The sequence below is a fragment of the Streptomyces sp. NPDC057623 genome (assembly GCF_042800355.1).
Classification (GTDB): Bacteria; Actinomycetota; Actinomycetes; order Streptomycetales; family Streptomycetaceae; genus Streptomyces.
Window position 1 is genome coordinate 17,761 of record NZ_JBHVGZ010000093.1, and the last position, 17,570, is coordinate 35,330.

At 71.5% G+C, this 17,570-nt stretch carries 17 protein-coding genes and 1 riboswitch; of the genes, 5 read left to right on the forward strand and 12 right to left on the reverse strand.

Translation table 11 applies throughout. The annotated features are described in order from the left end of the window. Positions 1–200, reverse strand: a riboswitch (cyclic di-AMP (ydaO/yuaA leader). A 209-nt stretch (positions 201–409) separates the two neighbouring features. The 8 genes from ACFU95_RS45720 to ACFU95_RS45755 form a co-directional block, all read right to left on the reverse strand. Beyond that, positions 410–1,444, reverse strand: coding sequence for a transglycosylase family protein (locus ACFU95_RS45720; protein WP_383841992.1), 1,035 nt, complete (start codon positions 1,442–1,444; stop codon positions 410–412). 167 nt (positions 1,445–1,611) lie between these two features. After that, positions 1,612–2,937, reverse strand: a complete 1,326-nt coding sequence (locus ACFU95_RS45725) for a cytochrome P450 (protein ID WP_383841995.1) — start codon at positions 2,935–2,937, stop codon at positions 1,612–1,614. After that, on the reverse strand, positions 2,934–3,947 hold the full coding sequence (locus tag ACFU95_RS45730; protein ID WP_383841998.1) for a nucleoside triphosphate pyrophosphohydrolase: 1,014 nt from the start codon (positions 3,945–3,947) through the stop codon (positions 2,934–2,936). Before ACFU95_RS45730 ends, ACFU95_RS45725 begins: the two co-directional genes overlap by 4 nt. Positions 3,948–4,017: 70 nt before the next feature. After that, the gene (locus ACFU95_RS45735) at positions 4,018–4,662 is read right to left on the reverse strand and encodes a SurA N-terminal domain-containing protein (protein ID WP_383842001.1); all 645 of its coding nucleotides are present in this window, start codon (positions 4,660–4,662) and stop codon (positions 4,018–4,020) included. A 163-nt stretch (positions 4,663–4,825) separates the two neighbouring features. After that, positions 4,826–5,656 (reverse strand): glycoside hydrolase domain-containing protein, encoded by an 831-nt coding sequence (locus ACFU95_RS45740; protein ID WP_383842004.1) that lies wholly within the window; start codon positions 5,654–5,656, stop codon positions 4,826–4,828. Positions 5,657–5,810: 154 nt separating this feature from the next. After that, a complete protein-coding gene (locus ACFU95_RS45745) occupies positions 5,811–7,304 on the reverse strand; it encodes a protein kinase (RefSeq protein WP_383842038.1) in 1,494 nt (497 codons plus the stop codon). 38 nt (positions 7,305–7,342) lie between these two features. Beyond that, positions 7,343–8,029 carry a hypothetical protein gene (locus ACFU95_RS45750; RefSeq protein ID WP_383842006.1) on the reverse strand — a complete coding sequence of 229 codons (687 nt, stop codon included), beginning with the start codon at positions 8,027–8,029 and terminating at the stop codon, positions 7,343–7,345. Between the two features lie 187 nt (positions 8,030–8,216). Continuing rightward, the gene (locus ACFU95_RS45755) at positions 8,217–10,676 is read right to left on the reverse strand and encodes an N-6 DNA methylase (protein WP_383842009.1); all 2,460 of its coding nucleotides are present in this window, start codon (positions 10,674–10,676) and stop codon (positions 8,217–8,219) included. Between the two features lie 210 nt (positions 10,677–10,886). Between ACFU95_RS45755 and ACFU95_RS45760 the strand changes: the two genes are divergently transcribed. Next, complete coding sequence (locus ACFU95_RS45760; protein ID WP_383842012.1) at positions 10,887–11,573, forward strand: hypothetical protein; 687 nt, start codon at positions 10,887–10,889, stop codon at positions 11,571–11,573. A 105-nt stretch (positions 11,574–11,678) separates the two neighbouring features. Here the strand turns inward: ACFU95_RS45760 and ACFU95_RS45765 are convergent, their stop codons facing one another. Together ACFU95_RS45765 and ACFU95_RS45770 are read right to left on the reverse strand one after the other, a co-directional pair. Then, the gene (locus tag ACFU95_RS45765; RefSeq protein ID WP_383842015.1) at positions 11,679–12,422 is read right to left on the reverse strand and encodes an N-acetyltransferase; all 744 of its coding nucleotides are present in this window, start codon (positions 12,420–12,422) and stop codon (positions 11,679–11,681) included. An 85-nt stretch (positions 12,423–12,507) separates the two neighbouring features. Next, complete coding sequence (locus ACFU95_RS45770; RefSeq protein ID WP_383842041.1) at positions 12,508–13,233, reverse strand: HNH endonuclease family protein; 726 nt, start codon at positions 13,231–13,233, stop codon at positions 12,508–12,510. A gap of 238 nt (positions 13,234–13,471) precedes the next feature. Between ACFU95_RS45770 and ACFU95_RS45775 the strand changes: the two genes are divergently transcribed. After that, positions 13,472–13,657: an antitoxin gene (locus ACFU95_RS45775; RefSeq protein WP_383842018.1), complete on the forward strand. Its 186-nt coding sequence runs from the start codon at positions 13,472–13,474 to the stop codon at positions 13,655–13,657. A gap of 350 nt (positions 13,658–14,007) precedes the next feature. Beyond that, positions 14,008–14,823, forward strand: a complete 816-nt coding sequence (locus tag ACFU95_RS45780) for a DUF899 domain-containing protein (protein ID WP_383842021.1) — start codon at positions 14,008–14,010, stop codon at positions 14,821–14,823. Positions 14,824–14,888: 65 nt separating this feature from the next. On the opposite strand, the gene ACFU95_RS45785 is transcribed toward ACFU95_RS45780, so the two are convergent. Together ACFU95_RS45785 and ACFU95_RS45790 are read right to left on the reverse strand one after the other, a co-directional pair. Then, positions 14,889–15,251: a hypothetical protein gene (locus ACFU95_RS45785; RefSeq protein ID WP_383842024.1), complete on the reverse strand. Its 363-nt coding sequence runs from the start codon at positions 15,249–15,251 to the stop codon at positions 14,889–14,891. A 91-nt stretch (positions 15,252–15,342) separates the two neighbouring features. Further along, positions 15,343–16,224, reverse strand: coding sequence for a hypothetical protein (locus tag ACFU95_RS45790; RefSeq protein WP_383842026.1), 882 nt, complete (start codon positions 16,222–16,224; stop codon positions 15,343–15,345). 123 nt (positions 16,225–16,347) lie between these two features. Here ACFU95_RS45790 and ACFU95_RS45795 point away from each other — a divergent pair, with 123 nt between their 5' ends. Together ACFU95_RS45795 and ACFU95_RS45800 are read left to right on the forward strand one after the other, a co-directional pair. After that, positions 16,348–16,974, forward strand: a complete 627-nt coding sequence (locus tag ACFU95_RS45795) for a TetR/AcrR family transcriptional regulator (RefSeq protein ID WP_383842029.1) — start codon at positions 16,348–16,350, stop codon at positions 16,972–16,974. Between the two features lie 64 nt (positions 16,975–17,038). Then, entirely contained in the window at positions 17,039–17,527 is a 489-nt protein-coding gene (locus ACFU95_RS45800; RefSeq protein WP_383842032.1) for an SgcJ/EcaC family oxidoreductase, read from the forward strand. The last annotated feature ends 43 nt before the right edge of the window (positions 17,528–17,570 follow it).

Sequence of the window (17,570 nt, forward strand, 5' to 3'; positions counted from 1 at the left end):
AGATCCCCTCACCGACGCCTACGAGGTGAGCTGTCGGGTTCGGGCCGGTTGAGTTGCCCGGCCGCGCACGCTCGCCTCTCGGCTGCTGTTGCGCGACTTCACCCCGAGCCGGTTCCGGCCGTGCGGCCCCGAAGAGCCTCAACTGCCGGACCCGGCGCTTACCTTGGGTCCCCCGCTCCTGCCTACGGCGCTTGACGCGACGACTGTTCCCGCACGGCCGCCGGCAGGATTCGGCGTGACGGCTGTCGGGGCTCGCACTGGTGGCGAGCGGTCATGACCGTAGACATGCGATTCCGGGTTTTACAAAGACGATCAGGGCTTCTGAGATCTATCTCTCACCGCCCTCAAAACGGACATTCAGGTGCGAATAGTGACGCGAACTCGCGCTGTTTTTCGCCCTGTTCGACCGTTATTCGACGGGGACGTCCAGGGTCTGACCGGCGAAGATGTGGTTCGCGTCAGCGCCGATGGCGTCCTTGTTCGCGTCGTACAGCGCACGCCACCCGCCCTCGAGGTCAAGGGAGTCGGCGATGGAGGCGAGAGTGTCGCCGGCGCGGACGTCGTAGGAGGCGTGACGGCCGGAGGACTTGGCGGACTTGTCGGCACCGTCGACGGCCTTGCTCTCGTCGGCACTGGGGCCCCGATGGCGCCCCGGGCCGGACGTCCCGGCGTCGACCGCTCCGGTGTCGACAAGGCTCCAGGAGCCTACGTCTTGCACCACATTGTCCTGATTGTCACCCTCGAAGTCCTCCACGGGAGAGCCGTCGGACGACTGCGACGCCTTGGTGTCGGGCGACGCGTCGGACGCGTCGGCGTCATCCGCCGAAGGTGATGAAGGGGACGAAGAGGGCGAAGGGGAAGAATCCCGGGACGAATCAGACGCAGCGTCCGAGGAGTCACTCGACGCGTCAGAGGAGTCGTCCTTCTGGTCCGACTTCCCGGACGAGTCGGATGAGTCCGATGAATTGGATGAGTTGGACGAGCCGGATGAATCGAGCAAGCCGGACGAGCCGGACACCTCGGAGGGCGAGTCCTCACCCACCCCTGTGTCGAGGTCGAGAGCCCCGGACTTCTTGGTGAGTCCGTTGAGCACCGCACAGGTGCCCCAGGGGCTGGTACCCCGGTCCGCGAGGATGTCCTGGGCCACGGCGATCTGCTGGGAACGGCTCGCCAGGTCGGGGCTGGAGGCGTAGTCCAGGCCGCCGTACTTCTCCCAGTCGTCCTGGGTCAGCTGCAACCCGCCGTACTGGCCGTTGCCTTCGTCGGCGCTCCAGGAGCCGCCGCTCTCGCATTCGGCCACCTTGTCCCACACGGTGCCGTCGGCGGCGCTCGCGCTGGTGGCGCCGAGCAGCGGGATGGCGATGGCGGACCCGGTCACTCCGGCCGCGACGAGGAGAGCCGGGGCCTGACGGGGGCGACGGTGACGACCGTTCCCGGAGAGCATGCGGGGACCTTTCGCGAGACAACGGTGACCGCGGCGCGTGAAACCTGGGCGCCGTCGTTGATGCGTGAAGGTATAGGCAGACGATCACTTGTCACAAGTTAATGCCGCGCAGATCACGTGAAGATCACAGACTTGAGCGCGTGTCACGTTTGCCAAGGGGGACGCACTCACCCAACTGGGGTGAACTCCACCGGAAGCGTGCGCAGCCCGCGCATGATGAGTCCGCCGCGCCATCTCAACTCGCCCGGGTCCACGGCGAGTCGGAGGTCCGGGAGGCGGGTGAGCAACGTGCCGAGGGCGGTCTGGCCCTCCAGCCGGGCGAGCGGGGCGCCGAGGCAGTAGTGGATGCCGTGGCCGTACCCGAGGTGCTGGTTGTCTCGGCGGGCGAGATCGAGGACATCGGGGTCGGCGAACCGTGCCGGGTCCCGGTCGGCGGCGGCCAGGACGACGAGGACGGGATCGCCGGCCGCGATGTCCTGTCCGCCGAGGGTGAGCGGCTCGGTGGCGAAGCGCCACGTGGCCAGTTCCACGGGGCCGTCGTAGCGGAGGAGTTCCTCCACGCCGGTTTCCAGGAGGCCCCTCTCCTCGGCGGCCAACGCCGCCTGGAGACGAGCGCGTTGCTCGGGGTGGGTGAGCAGCGCGTAGGTGCCGTTGCCGATGAGGTTGACGGTCGTCTCGAAGCCGGCGAACAGCAGGATGAAGGCCATGGCCGCGGCCTCGTTCTCGGTGAGGTGCTCACCGTGGTCGGAGGCGCGGATGAGGCCGGAGATGAGGTCCTCGCCGGGGGCGGGGGTCTCGGGGAGCGCCTCGCGCTTGCGGTGGATGAGCTCGGCGAGATAGCCCCGCATCTTTTTCACGGACCGGGCGACTCCGCCCCTCGGGCCGCCCTGGTGCCGGATCATCATGCCCGCCCAGTCACGGAAGTCGTCCTGGTCCTCACGCGGAACGCCGAGCAGGTCGCAGATGGCGTAGATGGGGAGCGGGAAGGCGAAATCGTGGATCAGATCGGCGGTTCCCTCGGTGGCGAACCGGTCGATGAGCTGGTCGGTGAGCTCCTGCACCCGGGGGGCGAACTCGGCGACCCTGCGGGGCGTGAAGGCCTTGGCCACGAGCCTGCGCAGCCTGGTGTGGTCCGGCGGGTCGATGTTGAGCAGGTGCGTCATGAGCTCGGCCTTGCGTTCCCCCGGGATACCGGTCTTGCCCTTGGCGTGCGCGGGCTCGTGGTGGTGGGCCGGGTTCTTGGAGAGCCGGTTGTCGGCGAGGGTCTGCTTGGCGTCGGCGTAACGGGTGACCAGCCAGGCCTCCACGCCGCTGGGCAGGCGGGTCCGGTGAACGGGCGCGTGGTCGCGGAGCCAGGCGTAGGCGGGGTAGGGGTCGGTGGCGAACTCCCAGGTGAAGAGGTCGGGGGCTTCGGGGGTGGTGCTCGTGGGCGTGGCCCCGCTGGGGGTACTGCTGCTGGGAGCGGTGCTGCTGGAGGCGGGCTGGTCTGTCACTCCTCGACGGTATCCGGAGCCGTCAGCCCCTCAGCGGCCCGCACGGCATCGCGGTAGGTCCGAGCCGCGACCCGCAGAGCCGCCTCCGGATCCACCCCGGCCGCCTCCGCCCGGACCGCCAGCGCGAGCAGCTCGTACCCGAGGCCCTCCCCCGTCGGCAGCGGCACCTCCAGCCCCGCCGTTCTGACACGCGACGCCAGCTTCGCCGCGAGGGCGAGGCCCGGCTGGCCGAGGGGGACGCCCTCCGTCACCGACTCCCGCCGCTTCTCCACCGCCTTCGTGCGCAGCCAGTGCTCCTTGACCTCTTCGGGGGTCGTCGCCGTCTCGTCGCCGAAGACGTGCGGGTGCCGGTGGATGAGCTTGGTGACGATGCCGCCGGCCACGTCGTCGATGGAGAAGGGGGCGTCCGCGTCCTCCTGTGCTATCCGGGCGTGGAAGACGACCTGCAACAACACGTCGCCCAGTTCCTCGCGGAGTTCGTCGCGGTCGCCGTCCTCGATCGCCTCGACGAGTTCGTACGCTTCCTCGATGCCGTACTTCGCCAGGCCCTTGTGGGTCTGCTGGGAGGACCACGGACACTCGACGCGGATCCGGTCCATGACCTGCACGAGGTCGAGGAGGCGGGCACCGGGCAGGTCGTAGGAGGCGGGAAGCAGTTCCAGGTCCGGCATGCGCATGCGGCCGGTGCCCGCGAGGCGGGCGAGGCCGTCGGTGAGGGCCGGCTCGCCCTCACCCGTGGCCACGACCACGGCCGTACGGCCGCCGGCGCACGCGTCGATCAGCTGCTCGGCGGTCGGGGCGGCCTCGTCGACCGCTATCCCGGCCTCGCGCAGATACGGCAGCTGCGGATGCGCGCCGTCCGCGCACAGCACACGGTCGGCCGCGCGCAGCGCCTGCCAGGCGGGCCAGGACAGCAGGCCGGGCGCGACACGGTGGCTGGTGGTGAGCAGGACGATGCGGCCGGGGGCGGCTTCGGCGCCGGGAGCGGCGTCGGGACTGGTTGCGTTCACGATCCGAACGTAACCCACGTCGCCGACAGCCCCCCGAGTTATCCACAGGCGGAACCGTCAGGCCGCACGGCTACGCCGTCTGCTGCGTCCCCCTGGCCGTCACCTCGCGCACCCACGGCGTCTTGGCGTCGGCCCGGCCGCTCTTCTGGACGTCCCAGGTGCCGTAGCGCGGGTTGAGGTCGATGTCGAGTTTCCTGGACGCCGCGGACAGGGCGTTCCAGAACGCGGGCTTGCCGGTGTCGGTGCCGAGCGAGGTGGCGAGTTTCTGGGCCTCCAGCTGGAGGCGGAGGTTCTCGTCGAGGCGCTGCGGCGGGATGCCGTACTGCTGGAGCCAGGCGGTCTCCAGTGCCTTGGCGCCGCCGACCTGCTGCTCCAGGCCGCCGCGCATCCGCTGGAGCTCCTTGCGGGTGACGGTCACGCCCGCGTCCTGGGCCGCGCGGTGCAGCACCTGGTCGAGGACCATGGTGTGCAGGACGTCGCGCGGGAGAGTGCCGGACTTGGCGATGACCTGCGCGTACTGGGCGTCGTCCGGTACGGCCGCGCGCTGTGCCGCGCGTACCTCGCCCACCCGGTTCTCCAGCTGCGCGACGGTGATCCGCTGGCCGCCGACGACGGCCGCCGCGCCGGGACGCGCATCGCTTCCGCAGGCGGTGAGCAGGGGCGCCGCGACGATCGCGGCGGAGAGGAGGAGCGCGGTGCGACGGCGGCGGTGCAAGGAGACCTCCCGAGGAAGAGCTTGTGCGACGGTGCACAAAGTCTTGCGGTGATCGATGGTAGGCAGTGGGCAAGCTCTGGCCAACCCATTCGACCAACGATTCACCAGGACTTCGGGCACCGCCGCACCCGCCAAGCGGGGGTCAGCCGTGCTGACCACCGGGTCAGCCCGTGATGGCCACCGGGCCGTCCCACGCGTCGCGGTCCACGGTGATCGTGTAGCCGCCCCGCGTCTCCTTGCTGTTGACCATGTACTGGTGGCCCCGGCTGTGGTTGGTGAACTGGGTCCTGCCGAACGGCCAGTCCGCGGTCGTGGTGTTCTGCTTGTCCCACAGCGCGTACCAGAGGTTGCCCGGCAGGTCCGTCCTGTCGGTGGCGTTCGCGATCGCCTTCGCGCTGGAGCTGGTGAAGCCGTAGTAGCCGCTGCGGTACGTCTTGGCACGCAGTGCCTTGTCGAAGGCGCGCACATAGGTGAGGACGGCGTCGTTGCACGCCTTGTTCGTGATGTCGTACGGCTCCATGTCGAGGTAGACCGGGCTGCCGGCCTTCATGCCGAGCGCGGCGGTCCTGGTCACCGCGTCCGCGGCGTCCGTCGTGCCGAGGGAGGCGGCGGTGGAGGCGGTGAGCTTCTCGGGGTTGGAGCCGGTCTGGCAGGGCGGCTGGGCGCCGACGTAGAGCGGGATGAGCTTCCAGCCGACGGTGCTGACCGACTTCACCCAGGAGGCGGTGAGGTTGGGCTGGGAGCAGCCGCGGTTCCTGCCGCCGACGTAGACGGCGGCGGCCCCGTAGAAGCCGCCGCCGTGCCAGGCCTTCATCGCGGCGAGGGAGGGGGCGGCGCAGGTGTCGAAGGCGCGGCCGATGAAGGTGCGCTGGGCGGGCCAGGTCGTCGCGGCCATGGAGGTCTGCGCGGCGATACCGGCGCCGGCGACGACGGCGGCACCGGTGACGGCCCAGGCGAGGTATCTGCGGCGCTTGGACTGACGATGACCGGACATGTGTGGTCCCACCCCATGGTTCGCGGAAGTTCGTGTGGCTCCGCGTGACGTCGCGGGCCGGGAAAAGCGGCTCGCAACGTATCCGGCGCCGGTCCTGTGTTCGGGAAACAGGAACCCGTGGGGATCACAAAGATCCCTCAACCCCCGGCAAAAACTAGCCGCGCACCTGCCCCAGCCACTGGAGCGTCCGCCGCACCTCTCCCGCGAGCGGGTGGCCGGGACCGTGCAGACGCTCCACGTCGAGCAGCAGGCGGGCCAGGGTGTCGTGAGCGGCGGGGCGGTCACCGACGGCGAGCAGGAGGTGGCCGATACGGCGGCGGACGTCGTGGGCGAGCTGGGGGTCGCCGGAGACGTACTGGTTCTCGTAGTACGGCAGCAGCGCCCGGTACTCGGCGAGCGCGGCCGCCGGTTCGCCGAGCTGTTCCAGGCACTGGGCGGCGTCGAAGCGGAAGCGCAGGCACTGCGGGTCGGCCTGGCCGGCCTCGGCGGCGCGTTCGTCGGCGAGGCGGCGCAGTTCGGGCAGCGCGCGCCGGTACTGGCCGTCGTCCATGAGGGTGGCCGCGTACTGCTTGCGCAGGGTGCGGACCACCGGCGAGTGCTCGCCGTGCTGTTCTGCCGCGGCGGGCAGGATCGCGCCGAGGATGTCGACGGCCTGGGTGATGCGGCCCTCACCGAGGAGGCGCTTGACCTCGTCGACGGCACGCGCGACGTCCGGTTTCTCGGCGGCGGGTGGCACCGGTGTCGCCGGGGCGGGCTGCGGCGCGAGGGTGCGGGCGCGGTCCGGCCAGGGCGCGTGCGGGCGCAGGAAGGGGCGCGTGGGGTCGAGGGGCGATCCGGTGGGTGTCCCGTGCGCGGGCAGGAGCGGCTCCAGGTCCTCGTACACCTCCTGTGCCGAGGCGGGGCGGTGCTGCGGGTCCTTCGCCAGCAGACGCAGGACCAGGGCTTCGAGTGCCTCCGGGACCTCCGAGCGGATGCGGCGCACGGGCAGCGGGGGCTCGTACAGATGCCGGTGCAGCACGCCGAGCGCGGTCGAGCCGGAGAACGGCACGTCTCCGCTCAGCAGTTCGTGCAGGAGCACGCCCAGTGCGTACAGGTCGGTGTACGGGCCGACCGCGCCGCCCATCGCCTGCTCGGGCGCCATGTAGGCGGGCGAGCCGATGGGGGTGCCGGTGTGGGTGAGCCGGGTGGTGTCGGCGTCGATGACGGAGGCGACGCCGAGGTCGAGGACGGTGACCGTGCCGTCCTGCTTCACCATCACATTGCGCGGCTTGAGGTCGCGGTGGACGATCGGCACGGCGTGCACCGCGCTGAGCACGGCGCACAGTTGCGCGGCGACCGCGACCGCCCACGGCCAGGGGTACGGGTCGTGTTCGGCGAGGTGGTCGGCGAGGTCGGCGCCGTCGACGTACTGCATGACGAGGAACAGCTCCTCGCCCTCACTGCCCGCGTCGTGCACGGTGACGAGCCCGGGGTGGTCGACCTGCGCGGTCACCCGGCACTCGCGCACGAACCGGCGGCGCAGCTCGTCCGCCTCCTGTCCGGCCACCTTGTCGGGGCGCAGCAGCTTCACCGCCACGCGGCGGTCGAGCCGCTGGTCGTACGCCGTCCACACCTGTCCCATGCCGCCCTGCCCGATGAGCGTGGACAGTTCGTAGCGGCCGGCGACGACACGTCCTGTCGCCACGCTCACCTTCCGCCCTCGTGGTTGCCGTCGTGCCGGCCGTCGTGCTGGCGCAGGTAGTCACTGAGCTCGTCGAGCTCGGCGCGCACCTGGTCGATGCGCGCGGGCGCGGGGCGCTGCGGGGCCTGGGGCGGCGGTACGGGGCTGTGGGGGGCGGCGTCGCGGGGTATCGGGGTGTGGGAGGCCGGAGTGTGGGCGGGCGGGGTGCGGGGCATCGGGGTCTGGGGCAGCGAGGTCTGGGGCAGCGGGGTCGCCTGCGCGGTCCCGGTGCTGTACGGCGACCCGGGCTGCGGATAGCCGTACGCCGGGGCCGCGACCGGGGGCCGCTGCGCGCCGTAGCCGGGGAAGCGGAGCTGGTGGAAGTGGCGTATGTCCGCGGCGAGGTAGTACGCGATCGCGGCCACCATGCCGCCCAGGACGAGAGCCAGGCCCGTCCAGCCGCCCGCGGTGTGGATCTCGTCGCCCGGCTCCAGACCCATCAGGATCAGGCCGCCGAACTCCACCACGATCGACGCCGCGAAGAGGCCCCAGTCGAGCGCCTTGCGGGTCACGATGGCCAGGCGCAGCATCATCGTCCACATCAGCAGGCCGAAGCTCAGCACGGAGATCACGACGAAGAACACGCGCAGGAAGACCAGCCACCCGGTGGGCGGCGGCTGCTTCACCGGCTGCGTGTAGCCGTGGCCTTGCATGGCTGCTCCCGATCGATGCCTGAAGTACGGTCGTGCGATTGTCGCTTCGAGCGTATAGGTCGACACCGACATACGGTCACCGGTTGTACCGAACCGTTGTCGTGCTGATCACTTCGTACGACGACGCAGGTCGGGCGGAGGATCGGCTTCCGGTCGGCTGCGGTTGGGCTCCCGGCCGGCTTCCCGCTCAGTCGGGCGCGACCGTCCCGTCCGTCAGGCCGTCGTACATGCCCCGCACGAGCTGCTCCCCCAGCCGGCCCGCCTGCCTGAGCACCCGCTCGAACTCGTCGAGGGCGCGGAAGCGGGCGCCGTAGCGGCGTTGTTCGTCGAACGGGAGCCGGGGCAGTTGGAGCCGGCGCACGTCGAGGCGGGTGGCGGTGGAGGCGTAGCTGCTGGCCTGCCGGTTGTTGGCGGTGCCGCGCAGGAAGCCGGCGAGGAACCACGGGTCGAGTGCCGTGGGATCGGGGCGCAGGAGGACGAGGTTGCGGCCCAGGGCGGCGCCCCGGGTCGCGTCGTCGATCACGCGCGCGATGGAGCCGCCGCCCAGCACCGGCACGACCACATCGCCCGGCTCCGTCAGCACCGCTTGCTCGTCGCTCTCGGGCAGCGTCCCGGAGGGAGCCGTTCCGGCGAGGACGTCGTTGTCGGTGAGGACGGGCACGCGCGCGTGGCCGCCGCTTCCGCCGGTCCGCAGCACCAGTGCGCCCCCACGTGCGAGTTCGCCGATGGTGGTGAGCGGCCAGCGCGGGGCGGCCCGGGTGGCGTCGGCGGGCGGCGGGGTGAGGTCGCCGGTCAGGCGCAGGGTCTCACCGAGCCGGTCCCGCACGGCCGCGAGCTGCTCGACGCCGTCGGCCGCCGTCGGGGGCGGGAGATGGCGCGCCGGGGCGAGGTCGACGTCGTCGTCGAGGAGCTCGATGACGGGCAACGAGCGGGCCAGGCCGGGGCGTTCGTCGAGCGAACCGGTGCGGTCGTGGACGCGCCAGGCGTCGAGCACGGCGTCCCGCACCGCCTGCCAGTCGGGCCCTCCCCGCGCCTCGCCGGCGAACTGCCCCACGTCGGCGAGCAGCACCTCGGGCTGCCCCGGCGCCCGGTCGGGCCTGCGCAGCACCCACAGATGGAGCGGGATGTTGTACGGCGGTGCCGCGCCGACCGGCAGGGCGATCACGGCACGCAGCGCCCCACGCCGCAGCAGGTCGGCGCGGATACGGCGGCCGGAGCGGCGGGACGCGGCGGCGGGCGGCATCAGCAGGACCGCGGTGCCGCCGTCCCTGAGCCGGGCGAGGGCGTGCTGCACCCAGGCCAGCTCGGACTCGGTGCGGGCCGGGAAGCCGTACTCCCAGCGCGGGTCGTAGGCGAGTTCGTCGTGCCCCCAGTTGCGCTCGTTGAACGGCGGGTGGCACAGCACGGCGTCGGCGTGCAGCTCGGGGTGGGCGTCGGCACGCAAGGTGTCGCCGACGGCGCCGCGTACGGCGGTCCGGGTCTGAAGGGCGAGCCGGAGCGCGGTGAGCGCGGCGAGGTCCGGGGCGCTGTCCTGGGCGTACAGCTCCTGGTCGGGGCGGGGGGAGACGGCGCGCAGCAGGGCGCCGGTGCCGCAGGCGGGGTCGAGGACGGTGCGGGCGGGGCCGGCCAGGTCCGCCATGAGACCGGCGAGTTCGGCGGGGGTGAGCGTGTACTGGCGCGGGTTGGCGTCGAGATGCCGGCCGAGCAGGAACTCGAACGTCTGGCGGGCCCCCAACTCGGCGGCCAACTCGGCGGCGCCGCGCAGGAGGGGGGCGGAGGGGAGGAGTTCGGGGCCGGTGGGGAGGCGGACGGCGGGGGTGGTGGGGGTGATGGGGGCGGCTGGGGTGATGGGTGTGGCCGGAGTGGTGAGGGCGGCCGAGGTGGTGGGTGCGGCTGGGGTGGTGCGGGCGGCTGAAGTGGTGCGGGCGGCTGAAGTGGTGGGAGTGGTCGGGGTGACGGGAGTGGCCGACATCCCAGGGGTCCCCGGCGTGGTGGTGGGCGCTGCGTGAACAGTCGGCGGAGTGTTCACAGGGTCCGGTGCGTTCACGCCGGGGGCGCTGTGAACAGTCGGCGGCGTGGACTCGCGCGACTGGGTGTTCACGGCGCCCAGGCCGCCCGCGCCTGAATCGGGGTGAACGGGCGAGGTGGCGTTCACAGCCACCGTCGTGTTCACAGCCGAGACCGCCCCGGAAGCCGTCGCGCTGTGAACACCGTCGCCGGTCCGCCCACCCCGGCCCCCACGCCTGGCCACCGCACCGAACCTCGGCACGAGCACCTGCTCCAGCGCCCCGGGCAGCATCGCCGCGAGCCGCTCGTCGGAACCGGCGCCGACCTCCAGCCAGACCGTGGGCCGGTCATGGATGAGCAGAAGGACGCAACCGGCGTGCAGCAGCGCGGCGACCGGGCCCTCGGGATGGCCGGCGAGCTGCTGCCAGACGCGTTCCCGCAGGGGGACCTCGGCGAGCTTGCCCTGCTTGCGCAGCCATGCCTCGACCTCGGCGAGGGCGAAGGAGGGGCTGGTCTCGGTGCCGCCGACGGGCTTCGGGAAGTCGGCGTGACGGCGGCGCCAGTTACTCACGGCGGCCCGTCCGACACCGGCGAGCCGGGCGATCCCGGCGGCGGTCACCTCTGTCGCGTTGTCCTGCACCGGCCCGCTCCCCTCGTCATCCGCATCGCCCCCACGGCTGCGTGTGCGCCGAGCATACCGACGTACGCAAGATCTACCCATTCACGGCCGTGTACACATGACATCGCGTGAACCGTGTTGACTCGGTTCACACGCTCTGCTCTTATTGACCCAGCGAACGAGCGGCAGCCGATCGGCGGCCGTCGCCGTGCGTGGGGGAGGGACACAGTCATGGGTATGAAGGGCAAGGTCGCGCTGGGCGCCGTTGTGGGGATCGTCGTCATCGGGGCGGTGTCGGCGAACGCCGGAGACGGCGGCAACAGCGACTCCGGCAGCGGCGCGAAGAGCTCTTCGGCGTCCGGGGACCGCACGACCGGCGGCGAGAAGGAGAAGGACGCGGCCGGGGCCGCCGAGAAGAAGGCCGCGTTCGCGGGGGACGGCGACTTCCAGGTCGGTACGGACGTCAAGCCCGGCACCTACCGGACCACCGGCAACACCGACGGCATGTGCTACTGGGAGCGGGCCAAGGACTCCTCGGGCGAGGTGGACTCGCTGCTGGCCAACGACAATGTGACCGGCACCAGTTACGTCACGGTCAAGGCCACCGACAAGCTCTTCTCGTCGAGCGGCTGCAAGGACTGGGAGGCCGTCGACGAGAAGGCGAAGGGCTCCCCCGGCTCGACCATGTCCGGCGACGGCGGCATGTTCAGAGTGGGCGTGGACATCGCCCCCGGCACCTACAGGTCCAGCGGCAACGCCGACGACTCCTGCTACTGGGAGCGCACCAAGGACGCCGAGCACGGCCTGGAGTCGATCATCGCGAACGACAACGTGACCGGTTCGGCCGTCGTCACGATCAGCGCCTCGGACGTGTACTTCAAGACCACCGGCTGCCAGGACTGGAAGAAGTCCGGCTGACCCGGCCGTCGCGGGGCAGCGCCGCCGGCCCCGTCGGCGTACGGCGGCCCGTCACGGCGCGGGATGCGGGGCGGGATGCGGAATGCGGGGCGCGGCAGGGCCGGCTCACAGCGGGTGCCGCATCCACACGTTGGGCTCGACGTACACGGCGCAGTCCCGCGCCGGTTCACATCGCACCGGGACCAGGGCGCCCGGCACCTCGATGTCACCCGCCGTGTCGAAGGGCAGGCCGGTCCAGCGGCGCCACTGTTCCAGCGAGCCGGCGACGGTCATGGAGGCCGGGGCGACCGAGTCGATGATGGCGCCGGCGCGGGCGTGGACACGCAGCCACGGGTCGTGGGGCAGGCCGTCGGGGCGTACGCGGTGGGCGTACTCCTCGAGGGGGGTGTGCGGTTCGAGGTGCTTGGCGCTGGGGCGGACCGGGGCGACGACCTCGCGGAAGCCGAGGGCTCGGGCGTTGTCGCGCATCGCCGAGAGCATCCGGGCGGACAGGCCGGTGCCCTGGGCGTGCGGGGCGACGACCACGGAGATGGCGCTGACCGTGTCGGGACGGGTGCCGTTGCGCAGGTCGGCGAAGGCCCACACCAGCACCTCGTCCCAGCCTCGGGCGGGCAGCCGGCCCCGGCCCTCGGTGGCGAGGGCGAACGGGACGCTGTAGGCGTGGGCGACGACCTCGCCCCGCTCGTCCTCGGCGAACAGCGCGTACTGCGGGAGTTCGCGGGGGATCCGGCCGTAGTGGGCGTTGCCCACGGGGTCCTGGGTCGTGAACTCCGGCCAGGTGTCCGGCATCGCCACGACCCGGTCGAGCATCTCGGGGCGGTCGGCGAGGCTCGATACCTTCAGCTCCATGCCGGCCACCGTAGGCACGGGGCGGCGGCGCCGGGAAGCGGTTTTCGGCGTCACGCCGCTCGGTACCCGGCCGCAAGCCGACGCGTCAGCCCCCGCACTGGCGCAGCATCATCTCCTTGTCGGCGGTCGTCACCGGGAGTTCGTACTTCAGCGAGACCTGGGCGAAGCGCACCGCGTACGAGCAGCGGATCTGCTTGCTCGGGGGCAGCCAGGAGGCAGGGCCGGAGTCGCCCTTGGAGCTGTTGGTCGGGCCGTCGACCGGTATGAGGTTGAGGGGGTCGTTGGCGATGTCCTGGCGCTTGCCCTTGGGCCAACGGGAGGCGCCCATCTGCCAGTCGTACGACAGCGGCATGACGTGGTCGATCTGCACGGTCGTGGCGCGGGACTTGGCCCAGTCGATCGTGCGGCCCGTGTACGGGTCGCGCAGGGTCATCGAGGTCACGACGCAGTCCGACCCGGAGCGGAAACGGACGTCCTCGCCATCGCGCTGGAGGAGGTCGTTGCGGGTGTCGCAGCCATTGCGGGCGAACGGGATGCCGCCCGGGGCCGAGTCCATCCAGGCGTAGCCGAACTTGTCCCGCTCGTAGCCCGTCTTCGGGCCGCGGCCCTTGGTCGCCACCTTCCCGATGAGAGCCCGCGCCTCGGCCCGGTCGGCGTCCGAGCTGAGGGGCGCGAGGCCCGGCTTCGTGCCGTCGGGGTTGTCCAGCGGGCTCACCGCGCGGCCGGTGCCCGCGGCCGGGGCGGAACCGGAGGGCTCGGTCCCGGCCGCGGGCAGATCGACGCCCTCGCAGCCCGCCAGCACAAGCACCATGCCGAGTATCGCCGCGGCGCTCGCCGCCCCGCCCCTTCGACGCGTCACGATGCGTCCCTCCCCTTGCCGCCCGCCGCCGCCCCGCACAGGCGGCTTTCCCTGGTACACCGTCGTGCACACGGTAGCGACCCGGCGCACGGCGGCATTCAGGAGGTCCAGACCACTTCGGAGTCAGGCGGGCATAGCTCGCAACCCGGGCGTATCGTCGATGGTGAGTCACCTCCGGAAGGAGCTCTGGATGGGCATCTTCGACAGGTTCAAGAACCGCCACGCGCAGGACAAGGCAAGGGACATGTCCGACTCCGCGGAACGGCAGGTCAACGAGAAGACGGGCAGCAAGTACGAGAGCCAGGTCGACGACGCGCAGCAGCGAATGGAGCGCGGACTCGGCATGGACCGCGACAGGCCGCCCGAGCAGCAATAGAGGCCGGAGACCCACGGAGGACCACGCGACCGTCGGGCAGGGCGCCGAACGCCGGGGCACACCACAGCGCACCGGTCGGCGCCCGCGTCACGGCCAGGCTTTCACCGGACCACCTGGAGAAACAGGAGCCGTCCGCGGAGACCCACTTCCCGCGGGCGGCTTCCCCCTGAGCTGATCACTCTCTGACCCACGCCCTTCATTTCCGCGCCCTGCCTTTTCCGCGCCCTGCCTTTCCGTTCCTCCGGCCACCGGGAGATCGCCCCTGTGCGATGAGTTCCGGCCGGGTCGGGGGTCTGTCCTGTGAGCGCCGTACGACTCTCCGCCCGGCACCGGACATCACGGAGGACACCATGACGACCCCATCGGACGACCCGACCACCGAGCTGCCCGGCCGTCCGCCCGTGGTCGACCTGGCCACCTGGCAGACTGCCCGGGACGAGCTGCTGGTGCGCGAGAAGGCCCACACCCGTGAGGGCGACGCCATCGCCGCGGCCCGTCGCCGGCTGCCCATGGTGGAGTTCGACGGGACGGTCGAGGTCGTCGGACCCGCCGGCCCGGTCCCGTTCCTGGACCTCTTCCAGGGCCGTGAGGAGCTCGTGGTCTACAAGCACATGTGGTACGACGGCGCGCCGCACCAGGGGCAGTGCGAGGGCTGCACCACCACGGCGTGGCATGTGACGGACGCCGTCTACCTCAACGCCCGCGGGGTGTCGTTCGCCGTTGTGACCACGGGCCGTTGGGACGAGGTGGCCTCCTACGTCGAGTTCATGGGCTACACCCAGCCCTGGTACTCGGTGCGCGACGTGGACGGCCCGGCCGGCGGCGACATGGGCTACCTCACCTGCTTCCTGCGCGACGGCGACCGGGTGTTCCTCACCTACTCCACGACGGGCCGCGGCAACGAGCGGGTCAACGGATCCCTCGGCCTGCTCGACATGACGCCCTACGGCCGCGGCGAGGCGTGGGAGGACAATCCCGAGGGCCGGCCCGTGATCGGCGACGTCCGCGAGAGGCACCCGGCCGTGGGCCGCCAGGCCTGCTGGTACTGGCGCTCGGACGCGGACGGGAACGCCACCTGGGGTCCGACCAGCCGCCCCGTGCCGCAGTGGACCCGTCCCGGTGCGACCCCCGTGGAGAGCCTCGGCCGGCACGGCGACCACCACTGACGCGCCGTCGCTGTCCGCACCCGGCACCGGCACCGACACCGACACCGACACCGACACCGACGGTCTCAGAATCCGGGTACCGGTACGAAGCCCGGCCACCACGGCGGCACGCCACTGGGGCAGTGATAGGCGTCGCCTTCCCAGAAGAGCGAGACGGCGCACCAGGAAGCGGTGAGGATCAGCACTCCGACGGCAAAGGCACGGACGACGGGATGCCGCCCCAGCAAAGCCCCCACCCCCAACCAGATGGCCATCAGAACAAGCCAGAGAAGGGGGATGAAGACAACGAGCAGAAATATCCCGTTGGCCGAACTGTTCACCCCCGCATCGCAGGCGCTCCACGCCCTCCCCAGAAGCATGGCCGTCAGCAGAGCAAGGGCCAGCACGACAACCGAACCAAGACACCCGTGCAGCCGTCGGCTGTCCATCGGCCCACCCCGCTCATCGTCTTAACCAGAAGAAGTAATTCACCGGTGGTCAGGGAGCAGCCTGAGCCGGGCGTGGTCTCTGAGGGTGCCTTCAGGCCTTCCCGATCCCCAGCGTCGTCTCGGACGGCAGCAGGCCGCAGGAGAGCACTGCCACCCAGAACTCGCCCAGCAGTTCCACGAGGCGGTCGACCTCGTCCGCCGTGAGCGACCGCCAAGGCGCGGCGGCGAGTTGGTCGGTGTGCGCCTCGACGGTGCGGCGGAGGTCGCGGCCCGCCTCCGTGGCCGTCCCGTCGGCGTCGACCAGCCCCCGGTCGGTGAGGCGCTCGCGGGCGGACGCCCATTCCGCCGGGGTCCAGCCGCGGCTCTCGAAGCGTGCGACCGACGCGGCGCCTATCGCGGCGAAGGACACCAGGGACTCGACGGGGTCGAGACCTGCCACCATCAGGGCTGCTATGTGACCGTCCCCTCGGTGTTCGCGCAGGAGTGTCGCCGCGTGCCAGAGCTGGAGGTGCGGGGCCTGCGGCCAGTCCAGAGCGGCGTTGGCCGCGGCGAGCGGGCGGCCCGCGGTGTCCGCCGCCTCGGCCGCGCGGCGGGCCAGGGACGCGGCTTCCGCCAGTTCGGGGCTGTCCGTCCGGTCGCCGAATATCGCGCGGTAGGCCCGGTCGATCCCCCGCGTCCGCGCCTGGAGCATCGCCTCGGGACTCGCGATCTTCCACGCGGGATCGATGTGCTCGGCGACCATGCGGGGGCTGAAGCTGTAGAAGGCGGACGCCACCCGTTCCGCACCGACCTCGCCCAACGGCGCTGCCCGGTAGGGGAAATAGCTGGGCCAGCGTTCCTCGGTGCCATATCCGACAGCCACTGCCTCCTCGAAGGCTTCCGGCGCGTAGTACAGCACCGCGTGCAGCGGCTCCAGCAGGTGCCAGAGCTGACGTACGCGATCCAGCCCCAGGTGCTCCTCGTGATGTGTCATAACTCAAATCCCCCAGTTCGAAGTTCGAGGTCCCGGATCCCCGCCCCTTGTAACTTTCCACTGACAAGATTGCCCGACACCTCGAAACTTGTCAACGACTAAATTGTGCGTACGCTGCTTCCCATGTCCTCCGCCCCCCAGCCACCCGAGCCCCGGCAGCCGTCCCCCCGTGGCGACTCCGGCCGCCCCCGCCGCCCCTACCACCACGGTGACCTGCGCCGAGCCGTCCTCGCGGCCGCGCTGGACGCCATCGCCGCCGACGGTCCGTCCGCGCTGAGCCTGCGTGACCTCGCCCGTCGCGCCGGTGTCTCGCACGCGGCGCCGGCCCACCACTTCAAGGACCGCACGGGGCTGCTCACGGCGATCGCCGCCGAGGGGTTCGGGCTGCTCGCGGACACGCTGCACGAGGCCGGGGACCTGAAGGACGCCGGCGTGCGCTACGTCCGCTTCGCGCGCGAGCACCCCGCGCACTTCCAGGTGATGTTCACTCCGGAGCTGCTGCGCTCCGAGGACCTGGAGCTGACCACGGCCCGCACCCTGGCCGGCGACGCGCTGCGCGGCGCCGTCTCCGCCGTACAGCCCGAGAGCCTCGGCATCGACGCCCGCCTGGCCGGCGTCGCGGCCTGGTCCCTGGCACACGGCTTCGCCACGTTGCTGCTCGGCCACAACCTGGACGGTCCGGTCGGCGACAGGGACCCCGAGGAGGTGTTCCGGACGCTGGCGGCGATGCTGTTCCGGACCGAGCCCTGAGACAGCGCCGGCCTCGCCCAAAGTCCTTGACCTCAAGCCCACTTGAGGTCCCAGAGTGATCCGCATGACCACCGAAGCCGCAGACAACAAGTCCAGAGACACCGCAAAGACCGCAGAGACCGCAGACAAGGAGTCCGTAGACACCGCCGACAACAAGGCCGGCGACACCACAGGCGGCAGGCCCGGCGACGACGCGGACCGCAGAGCCATCGCAGAGATCGTGGCCGCCGTCGAACGCACCCAGCGCGCCAAGGACCCCGACGGCTTCCTCGCCCTCTTCCACCCCGACGCCCTCTGGACGACCGGCCACAGCAAGGTCCTCATCGGCTTCGACGCCATCGCCGAGTTCACCCGTGCCGTCCTGCCCACCGCCGTCCTGGACGGCGAGGTCACCTACGAGGTGACGCACACCCAGTTCCTGCGGCCCGACGTGGCGGCCGTCAAGGTCCGGCAGGTCTACCACTCGCCGAGCGGCGATACCGAGGGCGCGCCGCTGTACGTCTTGACTTCTCCCCCTCCTGAAGGAGGGGGATTCTTACGGCTCGCGCCGTGAGGGTTTCTGCTTCGTCGCCGACTGCCCGCCCGGAGTTCTCCGT

Coding starts and splice junctions, on each gene's coding strand:
- ACFU95_RS45770 (WP_383842041.1), bottom strand. CDS start 13,233: ATGGTGCTTGTGCTGGCGGGCTGCGAGGGCGTCGATCTGCCCGCGGCC.
- ACFU95_RS45760 (WP_383842012.1), top strand. CDS start 10,887: ATGGGTATGAAGGGCAAGGTCGCGCTGGGCGCCGTTGTGGGGATCGTC.
- ACFU95_RS45740 (WP_383842004.1), bottom strand. CDS start 5,656: ATGTCCGGTCATCGTCAGTCCAAGCGCCGCAGATACCTCGCCTGGGCC.
- ACFU95_RS45720 (WP_383841992.1), bottom strand. CDS start 1,444: ATGCTCTCCGGGAACGGTCGTCACCGTCGCCCCCGTCAGGCCCCGGCT.
- ACFU95_RS45750 (WP_383842006.1), bottom strand. CDS start 8,029: ATGCAAGGCCACGGCTACACGCAGCCGGTGAAGCAGCCGCCGCCCACC.
- ACFU95_RS45800 (WP_383842032.1), top strand. CDS start 17,039: ATGACCACCGAAGCCGCAGACAACAAGTCCAGAGACACCGCAAAGACC.
- ACFU95_RS45795 (WP_383842029.1), top strand. CDS start 16,348: ATGTCCTCCGCCCCCCAGCCACCCGAGCCCCGGCAGCCGTCCCCCCGT.
- ACFU95_RS45785 (WP_383842024.1), bottom strand. CDS start 15,251: ATGGACAGCCGACGGCTGCACGGGTGTCTTGGTTCGGTTGTCGTGCTG.
- ACFU95_RS45765 (WP_383842015.1), bottom strand. CDS start 12,422: ATGGAGCTGAAGGTATCGAGCCTCGCCGACCGCCCCGAGATGCTCGAC.
- ACFU95_RS45780 (WP_383842021.1), top strand. CDS start 14,008: ATGACGACCCCATCGGACGACCCGACCACCGAGCTGCCCGGCCGTCCG.
- ACFU95_RS45775 (WP_383842018.1), top strand. CDS start 13,472: ATGGGCATCTTCGACAGGTTCAAGAACCGCCACGCGCAGGACAAGGCA.
- ACFU95_RS45790 (WP_383842026.1), bottom strand. CDS start 16,224: ATGACACATCACGAGGAGCACCTGGGGCTGGATCGCGTACGTCAGCTC.